The sequence below is a fragment of the Cereibacter changlensis JA139 genome (assembly GCF_003034985.1).
Classification (GTDB): Bacteria; Pseudomonadota; Alphaproteobacteria; order Rhodobacterales; family Rhodobacteraceae; genus Cereibacter; species Cereibacter changlensis.
Window position 1 is genome coordinate 1 of sequence record NZ_PZKG01000066.1, and the last position, 22,657, is coordinate 22,657.

Sequence of the window (22,657 nt, forward strand, 5' to 3'; positions counted from 1 at the left end):
CCAAGGCGGTGGCGGCGCATTTCGGCTTCGAACTGCTGGACACCGGGCTTTTATATCGCGCCGTGGCCAAGAAGACCCTCGACGGGATGGACGCCGTCGCCGCTGCCAAGGCGCTGAGTTCGCATGACCTGCAGCGCGACGGGCTGCGCACGGCGAAGGTGGGCCAGCTCGCCTCCAAGGTCGCGGCGATGCCCAAGGTGCGGGCCGAGCTGATCGCCTTCCAGAAGCGCTTCGCCCGGATGGAGGGCGGCGCGGTGCTCGACGGCCGTGACATCGGCACGGTGATCTGCCCGGAGGCGGAGGTGAAGTTCTACGTCACCGCCAGCGATACGGTGCGGGCGCATCGGCGCTGGCTGGAACTGGTGCAGAAGAACCCCGATATCCTCGAGGAAGAGGTGCTGGCCCAGTTGACCGAACGCGACAAGCGCGACAGCGAGCGCAAGGTGGCGCCCTTGAAGCCCGCCGATGATGCACTCTTGCTTGACACGACGGAACTGACTATAGACGCGGCAGTCAACAAGGCGATCGAGGCCATAAAAACACGGCAGGCGCAGGGTCGGGAGTAATCCTCGGCCCTTGTTGTTTTCCGGGGCGCGACCCAGATGACGCAATCGAAAGACCGGCGGAGCCAACCGCAAGGCCAGTGAAAATACGTGAAAAGGATCAGAACTGCATGTGCGCTAAAGCTTCCATGGAAGAATTCGAAGCCCTCCTGAACGAGAGCCTCGAGATTGACACCCCCCAGGAGGGGTCGGTTGTCAAAGGTCGGGTCATCGCTGTCGAAGCGGGCCAGGCCATCATCGACGTCGGCTACAAGATGGAAGGCCGCGTCGATCTCAAGGAATTTGCAGACCTCAGCGGCGCGGTGGAAATCGCCGTCGGTGACGAGGTTGAAGTCTACCTCGACCGCGTCGAGAACGCCCGGGGCGAGGCTGTCATCAGCCGCGACAAGGCCAAGCGCGAAGAAGCCTGGGACCGTCTGGAAAAGGCCTATGCCAACGAGACCCGCGTCGACGGCGCGATCTTCGGCCGGGTCAAGGGCGGCTTCACCGTCGACCTCGGCGGCGCTGTCGCCTTCCTGCCGGGTTCGCAGGTCGACGTCCGTCCGGTGCGCGATGCCGGCCCGCTCATGGGTATGAAGCAGCCGTTCCAGATCCTGAAGATGGACCGTCGTCGCGGCAACATCGTTGTCTCGCGTCGCGCGATCCTCGAAGAAAGCCGCGCCGAACAGCGCGCTGAGGTCATCTCGAACCTGACCGAAGGTCAGACCGTGGATGGCGTGGTCAAGAACATCACCGAATACGGTGCGTTCGTTGACCTCGGCGGCGTCGACGGCCTGCTGCACGTCACCGACATGGCCTGGCGCCGCGTCAACCACCCGTCCGAGATCCTGTCGATCGGCGAGACCGTCAAGGTCCAAGTCATCAAGATCAACAAGGAAACGCACCGCATCAGCCTCGGCATGAAGCAGCTGCAGTCGGATCCGTGGGATGCGGTGGAAAAAGCCTACCCGATCAGCTCGGTCCACAAGGGCCGCGTGACCAACATCACCGACTACGGCGCATTCGTCGAGCTGGAAGCCGGTGTCGAGGGTCTGGTCCACGTCTCGGAAATGAGCTGGACCAAGAAGAACGTGCACCCCGGCAAGATCGTCTCCACCTCGCAGGAAGTGGACGTCATGGTGCTGGAAATCGACAGCGCCAAGCGCCGCGTGTCGCTCGGTCTCAAGCAGACCATGCGCAACCCGTGGGAAGTGTTCGCCGAGAACAACCCGGTCGGTTCGGCCATCGAGGGCGAAGTCAAGAACATCACCGAATTCGGTCTGTTCGTCGGCCTCGAGAACGACATCGACGGCATGGTCCACCTTTCGGACCTGTCCTGGGACCAGCGCGGCGAGGACGCCATCCAGAACTACCGCAAGGGCGACACCGTGAAAGCGGCCGTCACCGAAGTGGACATCGACAAGGAGCGTATCTCGCTGTCGATCAAGGCTCTGGGCGACGACACCTTCACCGATGCGGTGGACGGCGTGAAGCGCGGCTCGATCATCACCTGCAACGTGACCGCCATCGAAGAAGGCGGGATCGAGGTGGATTACAACGGCATGAAGTCGTTCATCCGCCGTTCGGACCTGTCGCGCGACCGCGCCGACCAGCGCCCCGAGCGCTTCCAGGTCGGTGACAAGGTCGACGCCCGCGTGACCAACGTCGACAGCAAGACCCGTCGTCTGGGCCTGTCGATCAAGGCGCGCGAGATCGCCGAAGAGAAGGAAGCTGTGGAACAGTTCGGCTCCTCCGATTCGGGCGCCTCGCTGGGCGACATCCTCGGTGCCGCTCTCAAAGGCATCGATCGCAACTGATCGTCCCCTCCGGGATGATGGAAAGGCCCCGCAGCGATGTGGGGCCTTTTGCATTTGCCCGCCGATTGGCAGCGAAGTGCCCAATATGGCGGGGTTTTCCTATTTGTGCCGCCGGAATTTTTCCCTATAGTCACCGGGACAATAAACGTGGCGGCTGCTGCCAGACCGACCGCAAGGGGGGACACTTCGGATGATCCGTTCGGAACTGATCCAGAAAATCGCCGACGAGAACCCGCACCTGACGCAGCGACATGTCGAGCGCATCGTGAACACCGTCTTCGAGGAGATCATCGAGGCGTTGGCCAAGGGCGACCGGGTCGAACTGCGCGGATTCGGCGCATTCTCGGTCAAGGCCCGCGATGCCAGAGTGGGCCGGAACCCGAGGACGGGTGAAGCTGTAGAAGTTGAAGACAAGAAGGTTCCCTTCTTCAAAACCGGCAAGCTGCTGCGCGACCGTCTGAACGGCAAGTGACGCGGCGACGCCCCTCTTTTTGGTGAGCAGGTCCATGATCCGTTGGTTGCGTATTCTCTTTCTGGTGGTGCTGGCGATCTGCCTGCTGACGGTGGCGCTGGCCAACCGTGAGCCGGTGATGGTGCAGCTGATGTCGGCGGAACTTGGCGCCCTGGTCGGGTTCAACTATGCCATCCAGCTGCCGCTGTTCATCGTGATCTATGGCGGAATCGCCGCCGGCCTGCTGATCGGCTTCGTGATCGAGTGGTTCCGCGAGCACAAGCACCGCGCCGCAGCCCGCACCAAGGCCAAGGAAGTGAAGACCCTTCAGCGCGAGGTGACCAGCCTGCGCGCCAATGTGGCGACGCCGCCGAAGGATGACGTGCTGGCGATCCTGACCCAGAAGGCAAGCTGAACATATGACAGATATCCGCGTGAAGGTCTGCGGACTGCGGACCGGGGCGGATGTCGCGGCGGCCGCCGCCTCGGGGGCCGCCTATGTCGGGTTCGTCTTCTTCGCGAAGTCGCCCCGGCATCTTTCGCTGCCCGAGGCCCGGGAACTGGCGCTGGCCGCTCCGGTGGGCCTCGCCAAGGTGGCGCTGACCGTCGATGCCGATGACGCGACGCTGGATGCGATCGTCGAGGCGATGCCGCTCGACATGCTGCAGCTGCATGGCCACGAGAGCCCGGAGCGGGTGGCCGAGGTGCGCGCGCGGTACGGCCTGCCGGTGATGAAGGCTCTGGGCGTGGCGGATGAGGGCGATCTGCCGGCGATCCTCGAATACTCGCTGGCGGCGGATCAGATCCTGATCGACGCCAAGCCGCCGAAGGGCGCAGACCTGCCGGGCGGCAACGGGCTGGCCTTCGACTGGCGGCTGATCTCCGGTCGGCACTGGCTCAGGCCCTGGATGCTGGCGGGCGGGTTGACAGCTGACAACATCGCCGATGCCGTGCGGCTGACCGGGGCGCGGCAGGTCGACGTGTCGTCGGGCGTGGAATCGGCCCCGGGGGTGAAGGATCCCGCCCGGATCGCGGCCTTCCTGAAGGCGGCCCGGTGATCCGCTTCCGCGACGCCCGGCGCGAGGATGTGGCGGCCATCGTCGCCCTGCTGGCCGATGACGAGCTCGGCGCGGCGCGCGAGACCGCGCCGCTGCAGGCCTATCTCGACGCCTTCGACCGGATCGCCGCCTCGGAGATGCAGCTGGTGGTCGGCGAGACCGGGGACCGCATCGTCGCCACCTACCAGCTCGCCATCGAGCACGGTCTGTCGCTGGGCGGCATGACCCGGGCGGTGGTCGAAGGGGTGCGCGTCGCCGCTGACCTGCGCTCGCAGGGCCTGGGCGCCGCGCTGATGGCCGATGCCGAGGCGCGGGCGCGCGTGGCCGGGGCCGGGGTGATCCAGCTCACCACCAACAAGAGCCGCGCGCGGGCGCATCGCTTCTACGAGAGGCTCGGCTTTACCGCCTCGCATATCGGATATAAACGGACGCTTGCACCAGAGGAGTGAGCGCCATGGCCGATGACGGCATCAACAGCTACATGACCGGTCCCGACGAGCAGGGGCGCTTCGGCATCCACGGTGGGCGCTTCGTCTCCGAGACGCTGATGCCGCTGATCCTGGATCTCGAAGCGCGCTACGAATTCGCCAAGACCGACCCGGAATTCTGGGCCGAGATGGACGACCTGTGGAAGCACTACGTCGGCCGCCCCTCGCCGCTGTATTACGCCGAGCGCATGACCGAGCATCTGGGCGGGGCCAAGATCTATCTCAAGCGCGACGAGCTGAACCACACCGGCGCGCACAAGATCAACAACGTGCTGGGCCAGATCATCCTCGCCCGCCGCATGGGCAAGACCCGGATCATCGCCGAGACCGGCGCGGGCCAGCATGGCGTGGCGACGGCCACGGTCTGCGCCAAGTTCGGGCTGAAATGCGTGGTCTACATGGGCGCGCATGACGTGGAGCGTCAGGCGCCGAACGTGTTCCGCATGCGGCTGCTGGGCGCCGAGGTGGTGCCGGTGACCTCGGGTCGCGGCACGCTGAAGGACGCGATGAACGACGCGCTGCGCGACTGGGTGACCAATGTGCGCGACACCTTCTATTGCATCGGCACGGTGGCGGGGCCGCATCCCTATCCGGCGATGGTGCGCGACTTCCAGTCGATCATCGGCAAGGAGGTGCGCTGGCAGCTGGCCGAGCAGGAGGGCGAGGGCCGCCTGCCGGACACGGTGATCGCGGCGATCGGCGGCGGGTCGAACGCGATGGGGCTGTTCTACCCCTTCCTCGACGATCCTTCGGTGCGGATCATCGGTGTCGAGGCCGGCGGCAAGGGCGTGGACGACCGGATGCAGCATTGCGCCTCGCTGACCGGCGGTCGGCCGGGCGTGCTGCATGGCAACCGCACCTATCTGCTGCAGGACGAGGACGGGCAGATCCTCGAGGGCTTCTCGATCTCGGCCGGGCTCGACTATCCGGGGATCGGGCCGGAGCATGCCTGGCTGCATGACATCGGCCGGGCGGAATATGTCTCGATCACCGATGCAGAGGCGCTGGAGGCGTTCCAGCTGTCCTGCGCGTTGGAAGGCATCATCCCGGCGCTGGAGCCGAGCCATGCGCTGGCCCATGTGGTGAAGATCGCGCCGACGCTGCCCAAGGACCATATCATCGTGATGAACATGTGTGGCCGCGGCGACAAGGACATCTTCACCGTGGCCAAGCATCTGGGCTTCGACATGAAGATCTGAGGCCGGGGCCAAGGCCGGGGGGCTGTCTGCCCCCCCCCCCGGACCCCCCGACGATATTTGGACCAAGATGAAGGGCTCAGCCGTCCGCCGCGTAGCCCTTCAGCACCTCCAGCGGCACCACGTCCAGCGTCCGCGCATGGGTCGCGGCCAGCCGGACCTGCGGCGCCGCGCCCTCCTCATGCGCCTGCAGGAAGCGCCCGGCGCAGAGGCACCACTGGTCGCCCGGCTTCAGCCCCTTGAAGCCGAATTCCGGGTGCGGGGTGGTGAGGTCGTTGCCGAGATATTTCGAGAAGGCGAGGAATTCCGCCGTCATCAGGGCGCAGACCGTGTGCTGGCCCCGGTCGGCGGGGCCGGTGTCGCAACAGCCGTTGCGGAAGAACCCGGTCAGCGGATCGGTCGAGCAGGTGGCGAGCGGTCCGCCCAGCACGTTCACGGATGGCTCTTTCATCGGGATCTCCTTCTTCGTCGCGCCACTCTAGGCCGGATTTCGATAAAACGCATGCCCCCTGCGCCGGGTTCGATGGAAACTCCGTGACCGGACTGTGACCGGAGCGCCGGAACCGGCGTGCATTCCGTGGCGAAAGGCGGCGGCGCGGTTGATCTTGCCGCCGGCTTGGGCAAGAAATCGGCAGATGCCCGCAGCGGGCCGCCAATGGGAGCGTCTGGATGTACGACTACGCCGTGCTGTGGGAATGGGTGCAGATCGCCGCCCGCTGGACCCATGTGATCACCGCCATCGCCTGGATCGGGTCGTCCTTCTATTTCATCGCGCTCGACCTCGGCCTGCGCCAGACGCCGAGCCTGCCGAAGCTCGCCCATGGCGAGGAATGGCAGGTGCATGGCGGCGGCTTCTATCACATCAACAAGTACTTGGTCGCGCCGGAGTTCCTGCCCGAGCACCTGACCTGGTTCAAATGGGAGAGCTACGCCACATGGCTCACCGGCTTCTCGATGCTGGTGCTGGTCTATTACATGGGGGCGGAGCTTTACCTCGTCGATCCGAACGTGGCCGATCTGGCGGTCTGGCAGGCGGTGGCGATCTCGCTCGGCTCGCTAGCATTCGGCTGGGTGGCCTATGACGCGCTTTGCCGCTCGCCGCTGGGGCGCAGCACCACGGGGCTGATGGTGCTGCTCTACCTGCTCCTGGTGGCGATGGCCTGGGGCTATACGCAGGTCTTCTCGGGCCGGGCGGCGCTGCTGCATCTGGGGGCCTTCACCGCGACGATCATGAGCGGCAACGTCTTCCTGACCATCATGCCGAACCAGCGCATCGTGGTGGCCGATCTGAAGGCGGGCCGGACGCCGGACGCGCGCTATGGCCAGATCGCCAAGCAGCGCAGCCTGCACAACAACTACCTGACGCTGCCGGTCATCTTCCTGATGCTGTCGAACCACTATCCGCTGATCTTCGCCACCGAGTACAACTGGCTGATCGCCAGCCTCGTCTTCCTGATGGGGGTGACGATCCGGCACTGGTTCAACACCAAGCATGCGCGCAAGGGCAACCCGCACTGGACATGGGCGGTGACGGTGGTGATCTTCCTGGTGATCGCCTGGCTGTCCTCGGTGCCGATGCAGTCACAGCAGCAGGCGGCGCTGCAGGGCGAGGCGCTGCGCTTTGCCGAAGCGCCGGGGTTCGAGGAGGTGACCAGCATCGTGCAGGGCCGCTGCTCGATGTGCCACGCCGCCGAGCCGGGCTGGGAGGGGATGCACTGGGCGCCCAAGGGCGTGCATCTGGAGACGCCGGAGCAGATCGCCCATGAGGCGCGGCGGATCTACATGCAGGCCGGGATCACCCATGCCATGCCGCCCGCCAACCTGAGCTACATGGAGCCGCCGGAGCGCGCGGCCATCGTCGAATGGTTCCGCGCGGCCGAGGCGGGCTGAGCTATTCCCACCAAGGGTCGATGGCGGCGATGTCGTCGTCGGACCAGCCGAAGTGATGCGCGAGCTCGTGGATCATCACATGGCTGACCAGATCGCCGATGCTGACATTCCCCCGATCCACCCATTCGTCGAGGATCGGGCGGCGGAACAGCCAGATGACATCGGGCTGCAGCGGCTGGTCCATCACCGATTTCTCGGTCATCGGCACGCCCTCGTAGAGGCCGGTCAGTTCGAACGGGTCGTCGATCTCCATCGAGGTCAGGATCTCGTCGGAGGGGAACTCCTCGACCCGCAGGAGGATCGCGGCGGCGGCGACTCGATATGGCTCCGGCAGCGCGCGGACCGTTTCCCGCGCGAGGTCTTCGATCAGGGCGAGGTCGGGCGCGAGCGCGTCATGCGGTGTCATGCGCTAAGGATAGCAGGACCGGGGCCGCAGGGAAGGGGCCGCAGGCGGACAGTCCGCGATATGGACAATTTGCGCATGCTGTGAGACAGCAAAGGTGATCAGGAGAACGCCATGACCACCGTAACCCGTTTTGCCCCGTCCCCCACCGGATATATCCATGTGGGCAATCTGCGCACCGCACTGATGAACTGGATGATCGCCCGAAAGAACGGCGGCACCTTCATCTTGCGGCTGGACGATACCGATCAGGAACGCTCGAAGCAGGAATATTCCGACGGGATCATGGAAGATCTCGAATGGCTCGGCCTGACCTGGGACCGGGTGGAGCGGCAGTCGGCGCGGCTCGACCGCTATGCCGAGGCGGCGGATCAGCTGCGTGGCGCCGGGCGGTTCTACGAATGTTTCGAGAGCCCGGTCGAGCTGGACCTGAAGCGCAAGAAGCAGCTGAACATGGGCAAGCCGCCGGTCTACGACCGCGCAGCCCTGCGGCTGACCGAGGCGGAGAAGGCCGAGCTGCGCAAGGAGCGCGGCGGCTACTGGCGCTTCGAACTGGTGCAGGAGCGGATCGAGTGGGAGGACGGCATCCTCGGCCCGATCTCGATCGACGCGGCCTCGGTCTCGGACCCGGTGCTGATCCGGGCCGACGGGCAGGTGCTCTATACCTTCGCCTCTTCGGTGGACGATATCGACATGGGCGTGACCTCGATCGTGCGGGGGGCGGACCATGTGACCAACACCGCGACGCAGATCCAGATCATGCAGGCGATGGGCGGCACGCCGCCCGCCTTCGCGCACCACTCGCTGCTCACCGGGCCGCAGGGCGAGGCGCTGTCGAAGCGGCTCGGCACGCTCAGCCTGCGTGACCTGCGCGCGCGGGGGGTGGAGCCGCTGGCGCTGCTGTCGCTGATGGCGCGGCTCGGGTCGTCGAAGCCGGTCGAGGTGGCCTCGAGCCATGAGGAGCTGATCGCGGGCTTCGATGTGTCGAGCTTCGGCGCGGCGCCGACCAAGTTCGATGCCGAAGACCTGTTCCCGTTGACGCGGCATGTGGTGCAGGCGATGCCCTTCGCCAGGGTCGCGGACCGCATCCGCGCGCTCGGCGTGCCGGACGATCTGGCCGAGGGCTTCTGGCGGGTGGCCAAGGACAACATCACCGTCCTGGACGATCTCGGCGCCTGGTGGGTGCTGTTCCGCGACGGGGCCGAGCCGATGATCGACCCGGAAGATGCCGAGTTCATCAAGCAGGCCATGACCCTGCTGCCGGAAGGGCCTTATACCCAGGCGACCTGGGGCGGGTGGACCGCGGCGGTGAAGGAGGCGACGGGGCGTAAGGGCAAGGGGCTGTTCATGCCGCTGCGCAAGGCGCTGACGGGCCAGGCGCACGGGCCGGAGATGGCCGATGTGATGCCGCTGTTGCAGACGGTGCGTGCCAAGGGGTGACTTCGCTGCCCGGCAAGAGCGCCGGGGGCTGCCTGCCCCCGGACCCCCCGGGGATATTTGGACCAAGATGAAAGGGGAGGCCGCGAGGTCTCCCCTTTTTCGTGCATCATGGGCGGTTTTGGTCGCTTTTGTCGCAGCCGCATGTCGCCTTCATCCACCGATGCGTCGTCTTTCGATTTGGGCTTGCCTTGCGCTTGTGGCGCGGGCTAGGTGGTCGCGTCAGTTCGGGAGAATCCGGGTCGGGAAACCGTCTCGGTGCCGAAGGAGCAACCGCCCCGGTAAACTCTCAGGCGCAAGGGACCGTTCTGACACAGGAACTCTGGAGAGTGGCGCAATGCGCCCGCCGACGGGATAACGATCTCAGGCGCAAGGGACAGAGGGGGCATCGTGGGACAGGCCGAGGCCTGTCCGGGCGGTGCCGCGCATTGGGCCGGCGCTGAACAGGAGGGGCGGCGTGACCGATTCTGAAACGGGGCTGAAGCAGCTGGCGCTGCATGATCTGCACGAGACGCTGGGCGGCAAGATGGTGCCCTTCGCGGGCTACCGGATGCCGGTGCAATACCCGGCGGGCGTGATGAAGGAGCACCTTCACACCCGCGCCGAGGCCGGGCTGTTCGACGTGAGCCACATGGGCCAGATCCTGCTGCGCCCGACGCGCGGCATGGAGGCGCTCTGCCTCGGCTTCGAGACGCTGATGCCGGTCGACGTGCTGGGGTTGAAGCCCGGCCGCCAACGCTACGGGCTGCTGACAAACGAAACCGGCGGCATCCTTGATGACCTGATGTTCGCCAACCGCGGTGATCACCTCTTCGTTGTGGTGAACGCGGCCTGCGTCGCCGCCGACACCGAACATCTGCGCGCCGGGCTGTCGGAGGTCTGCGACGTCGTCAGCCTGACCGACCGCGGCCTGCTGGCGCTGCAGGGCCCAAAGGCCGAGGCGGCGCTGGCGCGGCTGCTGCCGGAGACGGCGGCGATGCGCTTCATGGATGTGATCTCGGCGGAGTATCAGGGGGCGGAGCTCTGGGTCTCGCGCTCGGGCTACACCGGCGAGGACGGGTTCGAGATTTCGGTGCCGGAGACGGTGCTGATGGCCTTCGCCGAGGCGCTGCTGGCGATGCCCGAGGTCGCGCCGATCGGGCTCGGCGCGCGCGATTCGCTGCGGCTGGAGGCGGGGCTCTGCCTCTATGGCCATGACATCGACGCCACCACCTCGCCGGTCGAGGCCGGGCTCGACTGGGCGATCCAGAAGGTCCGCCGGACCGGCGGCGCGCGGCAAGGCGGCTTCCCCGGCGATCTGCGCATCCTGCACGAACTCGACGAGGGCCCCGAGCGGCTGCGCGTCGGTCTGCAACCCGAGGGCCGCGCGCCGATGCGCGAGGGCACCGAGCTTTTCGCCAGCGACGGCACCCCGATCGGCGCCGTCACCTCCGGCGGCTTCGGCCCCTCCGTCGAGGCGCCGGTGGCGATGGGCTATGTCGCCGCCTCGCATGCCATGTCGGGCGAAACCCTGCTGGGCGAGCTGCGCGGCAAGCGCCTGCCGGTGACCGTCCGCCCGCTTCCCTTCCGACCCTCCACCTACAAACGCTAAGGACTATGGCGATGAAATACACCAAGGAACACGAATGGCTGCGCGTCGAGGGCGATCTGGTCGTCGTCGGCATCACCGAACATGCGGCAGAGCAGCTGGGCGATGTGGTGTTCGTCGAACTGCCGGAAGTCGAGACCATGGTCGCCGAGGGTGACGAGGTGGCGGTGATCGAGAGCGTGAAGGCGGCGTCGGACATCCTCGCCCCGGTGGATGGCGAGATTGTCGCAGTCAACGACAAGCTGGTCGACAGGCCGGGCCTCGTGAACGACGATCCGACCGCCGCCTGGTTCTTCAAGATCAAGGTCGACGATCTGGGCGTGCTGGACGACTTCATGGACGAAGACGAGTACCAAGACCTCATAGGGTGACATCATGAACATTCACGAGATCAACGCCCCGGACGCTCCGGCGGCGAACGGATACGCACAGGCTATGGTCGTGCCCGGCCCGGCGCGGGTGCTGTTCATCAGCGGCCAGATCCCGGCGGATCGCGCGGGCGCGGTGCCCGCGGGCTTCGAGGAGCAGGCGCGGCAGTGCTGGGCCAACCTCTTTGCCCAGCTGCGCGCCGGCGGCATGTCGCCCGATGATCTGGTGAAGGTGACGGTCTACCTGACCGACGCAAGCTTCGTGCCCGCCAACCGCCTGATCCGCGCCGAGATGCTGGCGGGCAAGCATGTGGCCCTGACCACGGTGATCGCCGGCGTCGTCGATGACAGCTGGCTTCTGGAGATCGAGGCCGTGGCCGCGGCCTGAGCCCTTTCGGATAGGAAATGACGTGACTTACACCCCCACAGACTACAACGCCTATGATTTCGCCAATCGCCGCCACATCGGGCCTTCGCCGTCCGAGATGGAGGAGATGCTGCGCGTCGTGGGGGTGGGCTCGCTCGACGAGCTGATCGGCCAGACCGTGCCCGACACCATCCGGCAGAAGGACCCGCTGGACTGGGCGCCGCTGGCCGAGCATGAGCTGCTGGCGAAGATGCGCGCCGTGGCGGCGAAGAACCGGGTGATGGCCTCGCTGATCGGGCAGGGCTATTACGGCACGGTGACGCCGCCGGCGATCCAGCGAAACATCCTCGAAAACCCGGCGTGGTATACCGCCTACACGCCCTACCAGCCCGAAATCGCCCAAGGGCGGCTCGAGGCGCTGTTGAACTACCAGACCATGGTGGCCGATCTCACCGGCCTGCCGGTGGCCAACGCTCGCTTCTGGACGAGGCGACGGCGGCGGCGGAGGCGATGACCATGGCCGAGCGGTCGGCCAAGTCGAAGGCCAAGGCCTTCTTCGTCGATCAGGATTGCCATCCGCAGACCATCGCCGTGATCCGCACCCGCGCCGAGCCGCTGGGCATCGCGGTGGTGGTTGGCGATCCGGCCGAGATGGTGGCCGCCGAGGTTTTCGGCGCGATCTTCCAGTACCCCGGCACGCAAGGCCATGTGCGCGATTTCACCGCCGAGATCGCCGCGCTGCACGAGGCCAAGGCGATTGCCGTGGTGGCGACCGACCTGCTGGCGCTGTGCCTGCTGAAGGAGCCCGGCGCGATGGGGGCGGATATCGCCATCGGCTCGTCGCAGCGCTTCGGCGTGCCGATGGGCTATGGCGGGCCGCATGCTGCCTTCATGTCCTGCCGGGACGAGCTGAAACGCTCGATGCCCGGGCGGATCGTCGGGGTGTCGATCGACTCGCGCGGCAACAAGGCCTACCGGCTGGCGCTGCAGACCCGCGAGCAGCATATCCGGCGCGAGAAGGCGACCTCCAACGTCTGCACGGCGCAGGCGCTGCTGGCGGTGATGGCGAGCTTCTATGCCGTGTTCCACGGGCCGAAGGGGCTGCGGGCCATCGCCGAGCGGGTGCATTTCAACACCGTCCGTCTGGCGCAGGCGCTGCGCGACGCGGGCGCACGGGTGGAGCCCGAGACGTTCTTCGACACGATCACCGTCGAGGTGGGCGTGGGGCAGGCGGGAATTCTGGCCGCGGCCCGGCATCGCGGCATCAACCTGCGCAAGGTGGGCCGCGACCGGGTGGGGATCTCGCTGGACGAGACCACCAATGCCGATGTGATCGCCCGGGTGCTGGACGCCTTCGGCATCCACGAGGCGGCGGCGGCGACAGTGGGCCTTGGCTTCCCCGAGACGCAGCTGCGCCAGAGCGACTATCTGACCCATCCGGTCTTCCAGATGAACCGGGCCGAGTCCGAGATGATGCGCTACATGCGCCGCCTGTCGGACCGCGACCTCGCGCTGGACCGCGCCATGATCCCGCTCGGCTCCTGCACGATGAAGCTGAACGCCGCCGCCGAGATGATGCCGATCACCTGGCCCGAGTTCGGCACGCTGCACCCCTTCGCGCCCGCGGATCAGGCGGCGGGTTATCACGAGGCGATCGGCGACCTCTCCGCGCGGCTCTGCGAGATCACCGGCTATGACGCGATGTCGATGCAGCCGAACTCCGGCGCTCAGGGCGAATATGCGGGGCTCCTGACCATCCAGGCCTATCACCGGGCCAATGGCGATCACCGCGACATCTGCCTGATCCCGGTTTCGGCGCATGGCACCAACCCGGCCTCGGCGCAGATGGCGGGGATGAAGGTGGTCGTGGTGAAATCGGCGCCGAACGGCGACGTGGATCTCGACGATTTCCGCGCCAAGGCCGAGGCGGCGGGCGACCGGCTGGCGGCCTGCATGATCACCTACCCCTCGACGCATGGCGTCTTCGAGGAGACGGTGACGGAGGTCTGCGCGATCACCCACCAGTATGGCGGGCAGGTCTATATCGACGGGGCCAACATGAACGCCATGGTCGGGCTGGTGCAGCCCGGCAAGATCGGCGGCGATGTGAGCCACCTGAACCTGCACAAGACCTTTGCCATCCCGCATGGCGGCGGCGGTCCGGGCATGGGGCCGATCGGGGTGAAGGCGCATCTGGCGCCCTATCTGCCGGGGCATCCGGAGACGGGGGGCGAGGAAGGGCCGGTTTCGGCGGCGCCTTATGGCTCGGCCTCGATCCTGCTGATCTCCTGGGCCTATTGCCTGATGATGGGCGGGGCGGGGCTGACGCAGGCGACGCGGGTGGCGATCCTCAATGCCAATTACATCGCGGCGCGGCTGCGCGGGTCTTACGACGTGCTCTTCATGGGCAACCGGGGGCGGGTGGCGCATGAGTGCATCCTCGACACCCGGCCCTTCGCCGAGGCGGGCGTGACGGTGGATGATATTGCCAAGCGGCTGATCGACAACGGGTTCCACGCGCCCACGATGAGCTGGCCGGTGGCGGGCACGCTAATGGTGGAGCCAACCGAGAGCGAGACGAAGGCCGAGATCGACCGGTTCATCACCGCGCTGCTGGCGATCCGCGAGGAGATCCGGGCGGTGGAGGCGGGCGAGATCACCGCCGAGGCGAGCCCGCTGCGCCATGCACCGCATACTGTCGAAGATCTGGTGGCCGAGTGGGACCGCAGCTATCCGCGCGAGCAGGGCTGCTTCCCGCCGGGAGCGTTCCGGGTCGACAAGTATTGGCCGCCGGTGGGGCGGGTCGACAATGCCTATGGCGACCGCAACCTGATCTGCATCTGCCCGCCGCTGGAAAGCTATCTCGACGCGGCGGAATGAACGTATGCGCCTGCCCGGGGTCCGGGCAGGCGCTATTCCTCAGGCGGCGCGGCTCTGCGGGGCAAAGCGGCTGTAGAAGCTCTCGCCCTTGTCGGCCATCTCGCGCAGCAGCTTCGGCGCGGCGAAACGGCCGCCATGCCGGGCGGCCAGCCCGTCGCAAAGCTCCACCGCCCGCGCGGCGCCGATCATATCGAGCCAGCTGAACGGCCCGCCCGACCACGGTGCAAAGCCCCAGCCGAGGATCGCGCCCACATCACCCTCGCGGATGTCCATCAGCACGCCCTCCTCCAGCGCCCGCACCGCCTCCAGCCCCTGCACGAAGAGCAGGCGATGCTGCACCTCGGTCAGCTCCGGCTGCGCATCGGCGACCGGCCAGAGCCCCTCCAGCCCGTCCCAGAGCCCCTGCCGCTTGCCCGCTGCATCATAGGTGTAGAAGCCCGCATTGGCCTTCTTGCCCAGCCGCCCCTGATCGGCCATGGCGAAGAGCACCGGATCCACCGCCCCGTCGGGATAGGCGTCGCCCATCGCGGCGCGGGTGGCCTTGGCGATCTTCACCCCGAGGTCGATCGAGGTCTCGTCGACCAGTTGCAGCGGCCCCAGCGGCATGCCGACCAGCTTGGCCGCATTCTCCACCAGCACCGGCTCCACCCCTTCGGCCACCATGCGGATGCCCTCGTTGATGTAGGGGATGATGCAGCGGTTGGCGTAGAAGAAGCGCGCGTCGTTCACGACGATGGGCGTCTTGCGGATCTGGCGCACGAAGTCGAGCGCCTTGGCCACGGCGCGGTCGCCGGTTCCCTTGCCGCGGATGATCTCTACCAGCATCATCTTGTCGACCGGCGAGAAGAAATGGATGCCGATGAACTGCTCCGGCCGCTGACTGGCCTTGGCGAGGCCGGAGATCGGCAGGGTGGAGGTGTTGGTGGCGAAGATGCAGTCGGGGCCGACGGCGGCCTCGACGCGGGCGGTGACCTCGGCCTTCACCTTGGGGTCCTCGAACACCGCCTCGACGATCAGGTCGCAGCCCGCCAGCGCCGCGTAATCGGTGGTGGCGGTGATGCGGGCCAGAACCTCGGCCTTCTTCTCGGCCGTCACCTTCCTGCGCTGGATGCCCTTGTCGAGCAGCGCCTCGCTGTGCGCCTTGCCACGGTCCGCGGCCTCCTGCGCCGCGTCGATCAGCACCACCTGGATTCCGGCGCTGGCGCTGACATGGGCGATCCCGGCGCCCATCATCCCGGCGCCGATGACGCCGAGTTTCCTCACCGACTGCTCGGGCAGGGCAGGGCGCAGCGCGCCCTTCTCCAGCGCCTCCTTGTTGATGAAGAGCGAGCGGATCATCGCCGTGGAAGAGGGGTTCATCAGCACATTGGTGAACCAGCGCGCCTCGATCTTCAGCGCGGTGTCGAAGGGCACCATCGCCCCTTCATAGACCGCGCTGAGCAGCGCCTTGGCCGCCGGATAGACGCCCATCGTCTTCGAATGTACCATGGCCGAGGCGCCGACGAAGGTCATGAAGCCCGCCGGGTGATAGGGCGTGCCGCCGGGCATCTTGTAGCCCTTCTGGTCCCAGGGCTTCACCAGATCGGCTTCCTTCGCCGCCAGCACCCATTCCTTGGCCCGGGCGAGCAACTCGTCGGCCGGCACCACCTCATCGACCACGCCCGCGGCCTTGGCGCCTTTCGGGTCCGACAGCTTGCCTTCCAGCAGCAGCGGCGCCGCCATCATCGCGCCCATCTTGCGCACCAGCCGCGTCGTGCCGCCGGCGCCGGGGAAGATGCCGACCATGATCTCGGGCAGGCCGATCCTGGCCTTCGGGTTCTCGGCAGCGAAGATCCGGTGGCAGGCGAGCGGCAGTTCCAGCCCGATGCCCAGGGCGGTGCCGGGAAGGGCGGCGGCGATCGGCTTGCCGCCCTTCAGGGTCTTCGGGTCCATCCCGGCGCGCTCGATCTTGCGCAGCACGGCATGCATCATCATCACGCCCTCGAAGACGGCCTTGGCCGGTTCGGCGCCGCCCTCCTCCTTCATCCGGGCGATGACGTTGAGATCCATGCCCCCGGCGAAATCCGTCTTGCCCGAGGTCAGCACCACCCCCTTCACCGCCGCATCGGCCAGAGCGCGGTCGATCATCCCGTCCAACTCGGCAAAGCCCGCCAGAGACATGACGTTCATCGACTTGCCCGGCACATCCCAGGTGATGGTGGCGACGCCCTCGGCATCGACGGCATAGGTGAAATCGGTCATCTCGTCCTCCTCGCAGCCGGGGCTGCACATCTGTCTCGTCACCCAAGGCCGCGGTTCAGCGCGGCCCCTGCCACTCCGTCCCGTCCTTGTAGGTCAGCCGCACCGCGCCCTGATCGACCTCCAGCATCAGGTCGTGGTCGGAATAGACGCAGGTCTCGCGCGGGGCCTTGCTGCCGACGACGAGAAACCGCGCCTCGCTGTCGCTGCGGTTCAGGAAATGGTGGCCGTCGGGGTTGCCTGCGGGAAAGGCCGCGCAGTCGCCCGCGCGCATCACGGTCTCGCCCGCGTCCTGCACCAGCACGCATTCGCCTTCGGTCACCATGACGAACTCGTCCTCGGCATGGTGCCAGTGCCGCAGCGACGACATGGCGCCGGGCTGCAGGATCACCAGATTGGCGCCGAACTGGGTCAGCCCGCCTGCATCGCCCAGACGGATCGACGAACGCCCGGCGACCATTTCGGCATAGGGCGAGGGGTAGAGGGTTCCGGTCTTCACCGGACAATCTGCGATATCGATGACGGGCATCACAGCCTCTCGATGATGGTGGCCGCCCCCATGCCGGAGGCGATGCAGAGTGTGGCGAGGCCGACGCCCTTGCCGCTGCGTTCCAGCTCGTCGAGCAGCGTGCCGATGATGATCGCGCCGGTGGCGCCGAGCGGATGGCCCATGGCGATGGCGCCGCCGTTCACGTTGACGATGCCGGGATCGACGTCGAAGGCCTGCTGGAAGCGCAGCACCACCGAGGCGAAGGCCTCGTTCACCTCGAAGAGGTCGATGTCGGAGACCTGCATGCCGGCGTCGCGCAGGATCTTCTCGGTCACCGGCACCGGGCCGGTGAGCATGATCGTCGGGTCGGTGCCGATCTTGGCGGTGGCGCGGATGCGGGCGCGGGGGGTGAGCCCGTGCCGCTCGCCGAAGGCCTTCGAGCCGATCAGCAGCGCCGCGCCCCCGTCGACGATGCCCGAGGAATTGCCGGCGTGGTGGATATGCTCGATCCGCTCCAGATGCGGATATTTCATCATCGCCACCTTGTCGAAACCGGGCATCACCTCGCCCATATCCTTGAAGGCGGGTTTCAGCGCGCCGAGGCTCTGCATGTCGGTGCCGGGGCGCATGTATTCGTCGCGGGACAGGATCGGCAGGCCGTTCTGGTCGCGGATCTCGATCACCGACCGGTCGAAACGCCCTTCGGCCCAGGCGGCGGCGGCGCGGCGCTGGCTTTCCACCGCCAGCGCATCGGCGTCGTCGCGCGAGAAGCCGTATTGCGTGGCGATCATGTCGGCGGAGATGCCCTGCGGCACGAAATAGGTCTTCATCGCGAGGCTCGGATCGACGGCGATCGCCGCCCCGTCCGAGCCCATGGCGACCCGGCCCATCATCTCGACCCCGCCGGCGATATAGGCCTCGCCCGCCCCGGCCCGCACCTGGTTGGCGGCGAGGTTCACCGCTTCCATGCCGGAGGCGCAGAAGCGGTTGATCGAGAGACCGGGAATGCGCTCGTCGAGATCCGACAGCAGCACCGCCGAGCGGGCAAGGCAGCCGCCCTGCTCGCCCACCTGGGTGACATTGCCCCAGATCACATCCTCGACCGCGGGACCGTCGAGCCCGTTGCGCTCCTTCACCGCGTTCAGGAGCTTTGCCGACAGCGCCACCGAGGTCAGCTCGTGCAGCGCGCCCTCGGGGCGGCCCTTGCCGCGCGGGCTGCGCAAGGCGTCGTAGATATAGGCCTCGGTCATGGGGTCCTCCAGATCACGCGGTCGCCCGGTCCGACGGATTGCCGGGCATCAGGTCGTAGGGGTGTTTCCACAAGGGCAGCGCCTCGAGCCGGCCGAGCCAGGCGTCGATGTTCGGCCAGTCGGCGCGGGTGAAGCCGAAGGGCTCGGGGTAGAAGAGATAGCTGCAGCAGGCGGTGTCGGCGATGGTCACCTGATCGCCGACCATCCAAGAGCGGCCGGCGAGATGGTCGTTCAGCACGGTATAGGCCGCCTTCAGCCGCCCCTGCTGGAAAGCAATCACCTCGGCCGGGCGTTTCTCGGGCGGCAGGAAGTTCATCAGGAAGCGGGTGGAGCCCGCCTGTCCCGAGAGCTTGTGGTTGTCCCAGAACACCCAGCGCAGCACGTCGCGCCGCTCCGCCGCCGAACGCCCGCCGAGCTTGCCGGTCTTGGAGCTGACATAGTCCTGGATCACCCCGGATTGCGTCAGCACCAGATCGCCATCGACCAGCACCGGCACCTCGCCCATCGGGTTCAGCGCCCGGAACTCCGGCGTGCGGGTCCCGCCGTGGAAGAAGTCGACATAGACCGGCTCCCACTCCATGTCGGCCAGCGTGAGGGTGAGCGCCGCCTTGTAGGCATTGCCGGATTCGCCGAAGCAGTAAAGTTGGGCCGTCATGTCAGTCCCCTCTGCACCGGCGTTGCGCCGGTTGTTGTCGTTGCTCCCAAGATGAGTATTTGGGCCAAGAAGAAGCAGGGTAACGCGCCGTTAAGGTTAATGGCGCATGATCCGAGTCGCGGTACAGGCTGGAGAGCCGATGACCGCCCAAGGAGAAGCCGCCCCGGTCGACGGTGGAATGACCATATGAGCGTGTGACGCTTGAAGACCGGGGCGCACCCCTGGTTTCTTCTTGGCGCAAATACTCATGCGACGGCTGTGACGGGCGCGGCCTCATGCTTTCCGCGCCTCCAGCTCGGCGTTGAACAGGCGCAGCCGGTGGGTCAGGTTCTCCCTGTCCATCACCGAGGCGAAGTTCTCGAACAGGAAGGACAGCGCCTCGCCCTCGTCCAGCCCGGCCTCCTGCGAGAATTTCCTGAGCGCCCGGTAGCCGTCCTCGGTCATGGCGACCGGAAAGCGGCGGGTGAGGCGCAGGCGCTTGGGCATCAGGACTCCTCCGACTGGTGAGAGGTGACGCTGGCCACCAGTTCGGGCCGGGTTTCCCGATCGGGCAGGGCGGCGATGTGGTTCACCCAAGGCATGCGCGCCTCGATGCCGTGATTGGCGGTCGGGGTGAAGGTGAAGTCGGGGGCGAGGCTGCCTGCCATGATCTCGGTCGTGTCGCCACTGCGGTAGAACAGAGGCGTGCCGCAGGTGGCGCAGAAGCCGCGCTCGGCGAGGCTGGAGGAGGCCCAGGTGGCGGGGGCGCCGTGCCAGACGACGTCGGCGCTCGGCAGTTCCAGCAGCGGCACGAAAGCATTGCCGCTGGCGCGCTGGCACATGCGGCAATGGCAGAGCGTCGCTTTCTTCGGCCCCGCGGGCAGGCTGTAGCGGACGGCGCCGCATTGGCAGCCGCCCTTCGCCGCGGGTTGATGGCTCCAGCCGTCCCTCATCCGATCCTCCCCGATCTCCTGGCCCGATCCTCTGGCCGGACCGAGCCTAGAACGCCTCGGCGGCGAGCGCCATGACAGGTTCGGCCCCGCTGCGGATGCGGGCGAGATGCATCGCGGTCGCCGGCAGCTGCCGAGCCATGTAGTAGCGCCCGGTGGCGATCTTGGCCTCGTGGAAATCGCGGTCCGCCGTTCCGGCATCCAGCGCCTCTATCGAGGCTTTGGCCATCCGCGCCCACATCAGCCCGAAGCAGACATGGCCCATCATGTGCATGAAGTCATAGGAGCCCGACAGCGCCGCGTCAGGGGTCTTCATGCCGTGCTCGGCAAAGAACATCGCCGCTTCCTGCAGATCCTTCGAGCCAGCCTTCAGCGGGTCGAGGAAGCCGGGCTTCAGCCGCGCCTCGGCCTCGTTCTCCTTGAGGAAGGCCTTGACCATGGCGAAGAAGGCCATGATCGGCTTGCCACCCTCGGCCGTCAGCTTGCGCCCGACCAGATCGAGCGCCTGGATGCCGTTGGCGCCTTCGTAGATCATGGCGATCCGGGCATCGCGGGCGAACTGGCTCATGCCGAAATCCTCGATATAGCCGTGGCCACCGAACACCTGCTGCGCCGCCACCGCCATCTCGAAGCCCTTGTCGGTCTGGAAGCCCTTGATGACCGGGGTCAGGAGCGAGATCATCCCCTCCGCCTCGGCATCCTTCTGCCGCACCGAGCGGTCGATCAGCTGGGCCCCCCAGAAGGTGAAGGCGCGGGCGCCCTCGACGAAGCTCTTCTGGTCCATCAGGTTGCGGCGGATGTCGGGGTGCACGATCAGCGGATCAGCGGGACCCGAGGTGGTGGCGCTGCCCGAGACCGAGCGGCCCTGCAGACGGTCGCGGGCATAGAGCGCGGCGTTCTGATAGGCGGCCTCGGCCACGGCATAGCCCTGCAGGCCGACCCCGAGCCGCGCCTCGTTCATCATGGTGAACATGGCTTTCATGCCCTTGTGCAGATCGCCCAGGAGCCAGCCCTTCGCGCCGTCGTAATTCATCACGCAGGTGGCGTTGCCGTGGATGCCCATCTTGCGCTCGATCTTGCCGACCGTCACGCCGTTGCGGGCGCCGAGCGAGCCGTCGGGGTTCACGAGGAACTTCGGCACGATGAAGAGCGAGACGCCCCTGGTGCCCTCGCCGCCGCCGGGGGCCTTGGCCAGCACCAGATGGATGATGTTCTCGGCCAGATCGTGATCGCCCGCCGAGATGAAGATCTTCTCGCCGGTGATGGCATAGCTTCCGTCATCCTGCGGCTCGGCCTTGGTACGCATCATGCCAAGATCGGTGCCGGCATGCGGCTCGGTGAGGTTCATGGTGCCGGTCCAGTCGCAGGTGACCATCTTCGGCAGATAGGTGCGCTTCTGCTCTTCCGTGCCATGGGTGTGGATCGCGGAATAGGCGCCGTGGGTCAGGCCCTGATACATGTTGAAGGCCATGTTGGCGCTGACGAACATCTCGTTCACCGAGGTATGCATGAGATAGGGCAGGCCCTGACCGCCATACTCCGGGTCGCAGTCGAGCGCGGTCCAGCCGCCCTCCTTCATCGCCGCAAGCGCCGTGTCGAAGCCCGTCGGGGTGCGCACCACGCCGTTCTCCAGCCGGCAGCCCTCGCGGTCGCCCACCGTGTTCAAGGGCGCCAGCACGTCGCGCGCCACCTTGCCCGCCTCTTCCAGCACCGCCGCGGTGAAGTCGCGCTCCAGATCCGCATAGCCGGGAATGCCGGTCTCGGTCACCTTCAGCACGTCATGCAGGATGAATTGCATGTCCTTCACGGGGGCAGTGTAGCTCGGCATCAACGTCTCCCTGGGGTTATTCGGCGGCCCGGCGGAAAGCGGCCAGCGCCGTTTCGCCCCAGGCCAGCTGGTCTTTCAATTCGGTGATCGCTTCGTCCAGTTCGGCGCGCTGCGCCTCCATCTGGGCGAGCCGGGCGCGGGCGACCTCGTAGGTGCGCATCAGCTGCACCTCCTGGCTGCCGTCGCGGTCGTAGAGGTCGAGCAGCTGGCGGATGTCCTCGAGGCTGAAGCCGAAGCGCTTGCCGCGCAGGATCAACTTCAGCCGCGCGCGGTCGCGCCGGGTGAACAGGCGTTTCGTCCCGTCGCGGATCGGGAACAGCAATTCCTTCGATTCGTAGAACCGCAGCGTTCGGGGCGTCACCTCGAACGCCTCGCACATCTCGCGGATTGTCAGCACGTCACGCGTCATCTTGTCTCTCTCGCAAATCTCTGAAGGCAAGGGGTTTGCCACGAGATGGTGCGATACGACAGCCTTACCAGATTGCTTGACGTTCACGTAAACGTAACGTGACGTAAAATCGCCGAGTGACGTGGTGTCAGCCTTCCGGTTCCTCCAGCGCGGCCGCCGCCTGGTCGCGCAGCGCCGCGAGATCGGCGATGGCCAGTTCCAGCTCGGCGCGCTGGCGGGCCAGTTCGGCCAGCTGGCGGTCGGCCATGGTCAGCCAGGCCTCCATCTGCGGCCGGGTGCCCTTCTGGCGGTAGATCAGCAGCCACTGGCGGATCTCCTCCAGGCTGAAGCCGAAGCGGCGGCCGCGCAGGATCAGGGTCATCCGCGCCACCTC

23 protein-coding genes, 1 pseudogene and 2 riboswitches are annotated in these 22,657 nt (G+C 66.8%); of the genes and pseudogenes, 13 read left to right on the forward strand and 11 right to left on the reverse strand.

The genetic code is table 11. From position 1 onward, the window contains the following. The 7 genes from C5F48_RS13990 to trpB form a co-directional block, all read left to right on the forward strand. Window positions 1-566 (forward strand): (d)CMP kinase (locus tag C5F48_RS13990; protein ID WP_107664522.1); only part of this gene is annotated, 566 nt, incomplete at its 5' end. A gap of 77 nt (window positions 567-643) precedes the next feature. Continuing rightward, complete coding sequence (rpsA, locus tag C5F48_RS13995; RefSeq protein ID WP_258186510.1) at window positions 644-2,359, forward strand: 30S ribosomal protein S1; 1,716 nt, start codon at window positions 644-646, stop codon at window positions 2,357-2,359. A gap of 190 nt (window positions 2,360-2,549) precedes the next feature. Continuing rightward, a complete protein-coding gene (gene ihfB, locus C5F48_RS14000; RefSeq protein WP_107664524.1) occupies window positions 2,550-2,831 on the forward strand; it encodes an integration host factor subunit beta in 282 nt (93 codons plus the stop codon). 34 nt (window positions 2,832-2,865) lie between these two features. Continuing rightward, window positions 2,866-3,225, forward strand: coding sequence for a lipopolysaccharide assembly protein LapA domain-containing protein (locus C5F48_RS14005; RefSeq protein ID WP_107664525.1), 360 nt, complete (start codon window positions 2,866-2,868; stop codon window positions 3,223-3,225). A gap of 4 nt (window positions 3,226-3,229) precedes the next feature. Then, window positions 3,230-3,868, forward strand: coding sequence for a phosphoribosylanthranilate isomerase (locus C5F48_RS14010; protein WP_107664526.1), 639 nt, complete (start codon window positions 3,230-3,232; stop codon window positions 3,866-3,868). Then, entirely contained in the window at window positions 3,865-4,317 is a 453-nt protein-coding gene (locus tag C5F48_RS14015; protein WP_107664527.1) for a GNAT family N-acetyltransferase, read from the forward strand. The genes C5F48_RS14010 and C5F48_RS14015 overlap by 4 nt, the downstream gene beginning before the upstream one ends. A 5-nt stretch (window positions 4,318-4,322) precedes the next feature. Beyond that, window positions 4,323-5,555: a tryptophan synthase subunit beta gene (gene trpB, locus C5F48_RS14020; protein ID WP_107664528.1), complete on the forward strand. Its 1,233-nt coding sequence runs from the start codon at window positions 4,323-4,325 to the stop codon at window positions 5,553-5,555. Between the two features lie 76 nt (window positions 5,556-5,631). On the opposite strand, the gene C5F48_RS14025 is transcribed toward trpB, so the two are convergent. Beyond that, window positions 5,632-6,003 carry a DUF2237 family protein gene (locus C5F48_RS14025; RefSeq protein WP_107664529.1) on the reverse strand — a complete coding sequence of 124 codons (372 nt, stop codon included), beginning with the start codon at window positions 6,001-6,003 and terminating at the stop codon, window positions 5,632-5,634. Between the two features lie 218 nt (window positions 6,004-6,221). Between C5F48_RS14025 and C5F48_RS14030 the strand changes: the two genes are divergently transcribed. Then, entirely contained in the window at window positions 6,222-7,442 is a 1,221-nt protein-coding gene (locus tag C5F48_RS14030; RefSeq protein WP_107664530.1) for a urate hydroxylase PuuD, read from the forward strand. 1 nt (window position 7,443) lies between these two features. Here the strand turns inward: C5F48_RS14030 and C5F48_RS14035 are convergent, their stop codons facing one another. Further along, complete coding sequence (locus tag C5F48_RS14035) at window positions 7,444-7,848, reverse strand: metallopeptidase family protein (RefSeq protein ID WP_107664531.1); 405 nt, start codon at window positions 7,846-7,848, stop codon at window positions 7,444-7,446. A gap of 111 nt (window positions 7,849-7,959) precedes the next feature. Between C5F48_RS14035 and gltX the strand changes: the two genes are divergently transcribed. From gltX to gcvP, 5 genes and pseudogenes are all read left to right on the forward strand, one after another. Continuing rightward, window positions 7,960-9,285 carry a glutamate--tRNA ligase gene (gltX, locus tag C5F48_RS14040; protein ID WP_107664532.1) on the forward strand — a complete coding sequence of 442 codons (1,326 nt, stop codon included), beginning with the start codon at window positions 7,960-7,962 and terminating at the stop codon, window positions 9,283-9,285. Between the two features lie 215 nt (window positions 9,286-9,500). Then, window positions 9,501-9,598: riboswitch (glycine riboswitch) on the forward strand. 4 nt (window positions 9,599-9,602) lie between these two features. Next, a riboswitch (glycine riboswitch) is annotated at window positions 9,603-9,664 on the forward strand. A 75-nt stretch (window positions 9,665-9,739) separates the two neighbouring features. After that, window positions 9,740-10,873 carry a glycine cleavage system aminomethyltransferase GcvT gene (gene gcvT, locus C5F48_RS14045; RefSeq protein WP_107664533.1) on the forward strand — a complete coding sequence of 378 codons (1,134 nt, stop codon included), beginning with the start codon at window positions 9,740-9,742 and terminating at the stop codon, window positions 10,871-10,873. 11 nt (window positions 10,874-10,884) lie between these two features. Then, complete coding sequence (gcvH, locus tag C5F48_RS14050; RefSeq protein WP_107664534.1) at window positions 10,885-11,241, forward strand: glycine cleavage system protein GcvH; 357 nt, start codon at window positions 10,885-10,887, stop codon at window positions 11,239-11,241. Window positions 11,242-11,245: 4 nt separating this feature from the next. Further along, on the forward strand, window positions 11,246-11,626 hold the full coding sequence (locus C5F48_RS14055; RefSeq protein ID WP_107664535.1) for a RidA family protein: 381 nt from the start codon (window positions 11,246-11,248) through the stop codon (window positions 11,624-11,626). 22 nt (window positions 11,627-11,648) lie between these two features. After that, window positions 11,649-14,485: pseudogene (gene gcvP, locus C5F48_RS14060) on the forward strand (aminomethyl-transferring glycine dehydrogenase). A gap of 39 nt (window positions 14,486-14,524) precedes the next feature. Here the strand turns inward: gcvP and C5F48_RS14065 are convergent. The 9 genes from C5F48_RS14065 to C5F48_RS14105 all read right to left on the reverse strand — a co-directional run. Continuing rightward, a complete protein-coding gene (locus tag C5F48_RS14065) occupies window positions 14,525-16,726 on the reverse strand; it encodes a 3-hydroxyacyl-CoA dehydrogenase NAD-binding domain-containing protein (RefSeq protein ID WP_107664536.1) in 2,202 nt (733 codons plus the stop codon). A 55-nt stretch (window positions 16,727-16,781) separates the two neighbouring features. Next, complete coding sequence (locus C5F48_RS14070; RefSeq protein ID WP_107664537.1) at window positions 16,782-17,252, reverse strand: cupin domain-containing protein; 471 nt, start codon at window positions 17,250-17,252, stop codon at window positions 16,782-16,784. Further along, entirely contained in the window at window positions 17,252-18,463 is a 1,212-nt protein-coding gene (locus C5F48_RS14075) for an acetyl-CoA C-acetyltransferase (RefSeq protein ID WP_107664538.1), read from the reverse strand. The genes C5F48_RS14070 and C5F48_RS14075 overlap by 1 nt, the downstream gene beginning before the upstream one ends. Before the next feature lie 13 nt (window positions 18,464-18,476). After that, entirely contained in the window at window positions 18,477-19,118 is a 642-nt protein-coding gene (locus tag C5F48_RS14080; protein ID WP_107664539.1) for a glutathione S-transferase family protein, read from the reverse strand. Between the two features lie 273 nt (window positions 19,119-19,391). Beyond that, window positions 19,392-19,604 carry a hypothetical protein gene (locus C5F48_RS14085; RefSeq protein ID WP_107664540.1) on the reverse strand — a complete coding sequence of 71 codons (213 nt, stop codon included), beginning with the start codon at window positions 19,602-19,604 and terminating at the stop codon, window positions 19,392-19,394. Next, window positions 19,604-20,050: a GFA family protein gene (locus C5F48_RS14090; RefSeq protein WP_107664541.1), complete on the reverse strand. Its 447-nt coding sequence runs from the start codon at window positions 20,048-20,050 to the stop codon at window positions 19,604-19,606. The genes C5F48_RS14085 and C5F48_RS14090 overlap by 1 nt, the downstream gene beginning before the upstream one ends. A gap of 46 nt (window positions 20,051-20,096) precedes the next feature. Beyond that, window positions 20,097-21,875 (reverse strand): acyl-CoA dehydrogenase C-terminal domain-containing protein, encoded by a 1,779-nt coding sequence (locus C5F48_RS14095; RefSeq protein ID WP_107664542.1) that lies wholly within the window; start codon window positions 21,873-21,875, stop codon window positions 20,097-20,099. A 16-nt stretch (window positions 21,876-21,891) separates the two neighbouring features. Next, window positions 21,892-22,284 (reverse strand): MerR family transcriptional regulator, encoded by a 393-nt coding sequence (locus C5F48_RS14100; RefSeq protein ID WP_107664543.1) that lies wholly within the window; start codon window positions 22,282-22,284, stop codon window positions 21,892-21,894. Window positions 22,285-22,411: 127 nt separating this feature from the next. Further along, a partial coding sequence (locus C5F48_RS14105; RefSeq protein ID WP_181247701.1) for a MerR family DNA-binding protein occupies window positions 22,412-22,657 on the reverse strand: 246 nt, incomplete at its 5' end.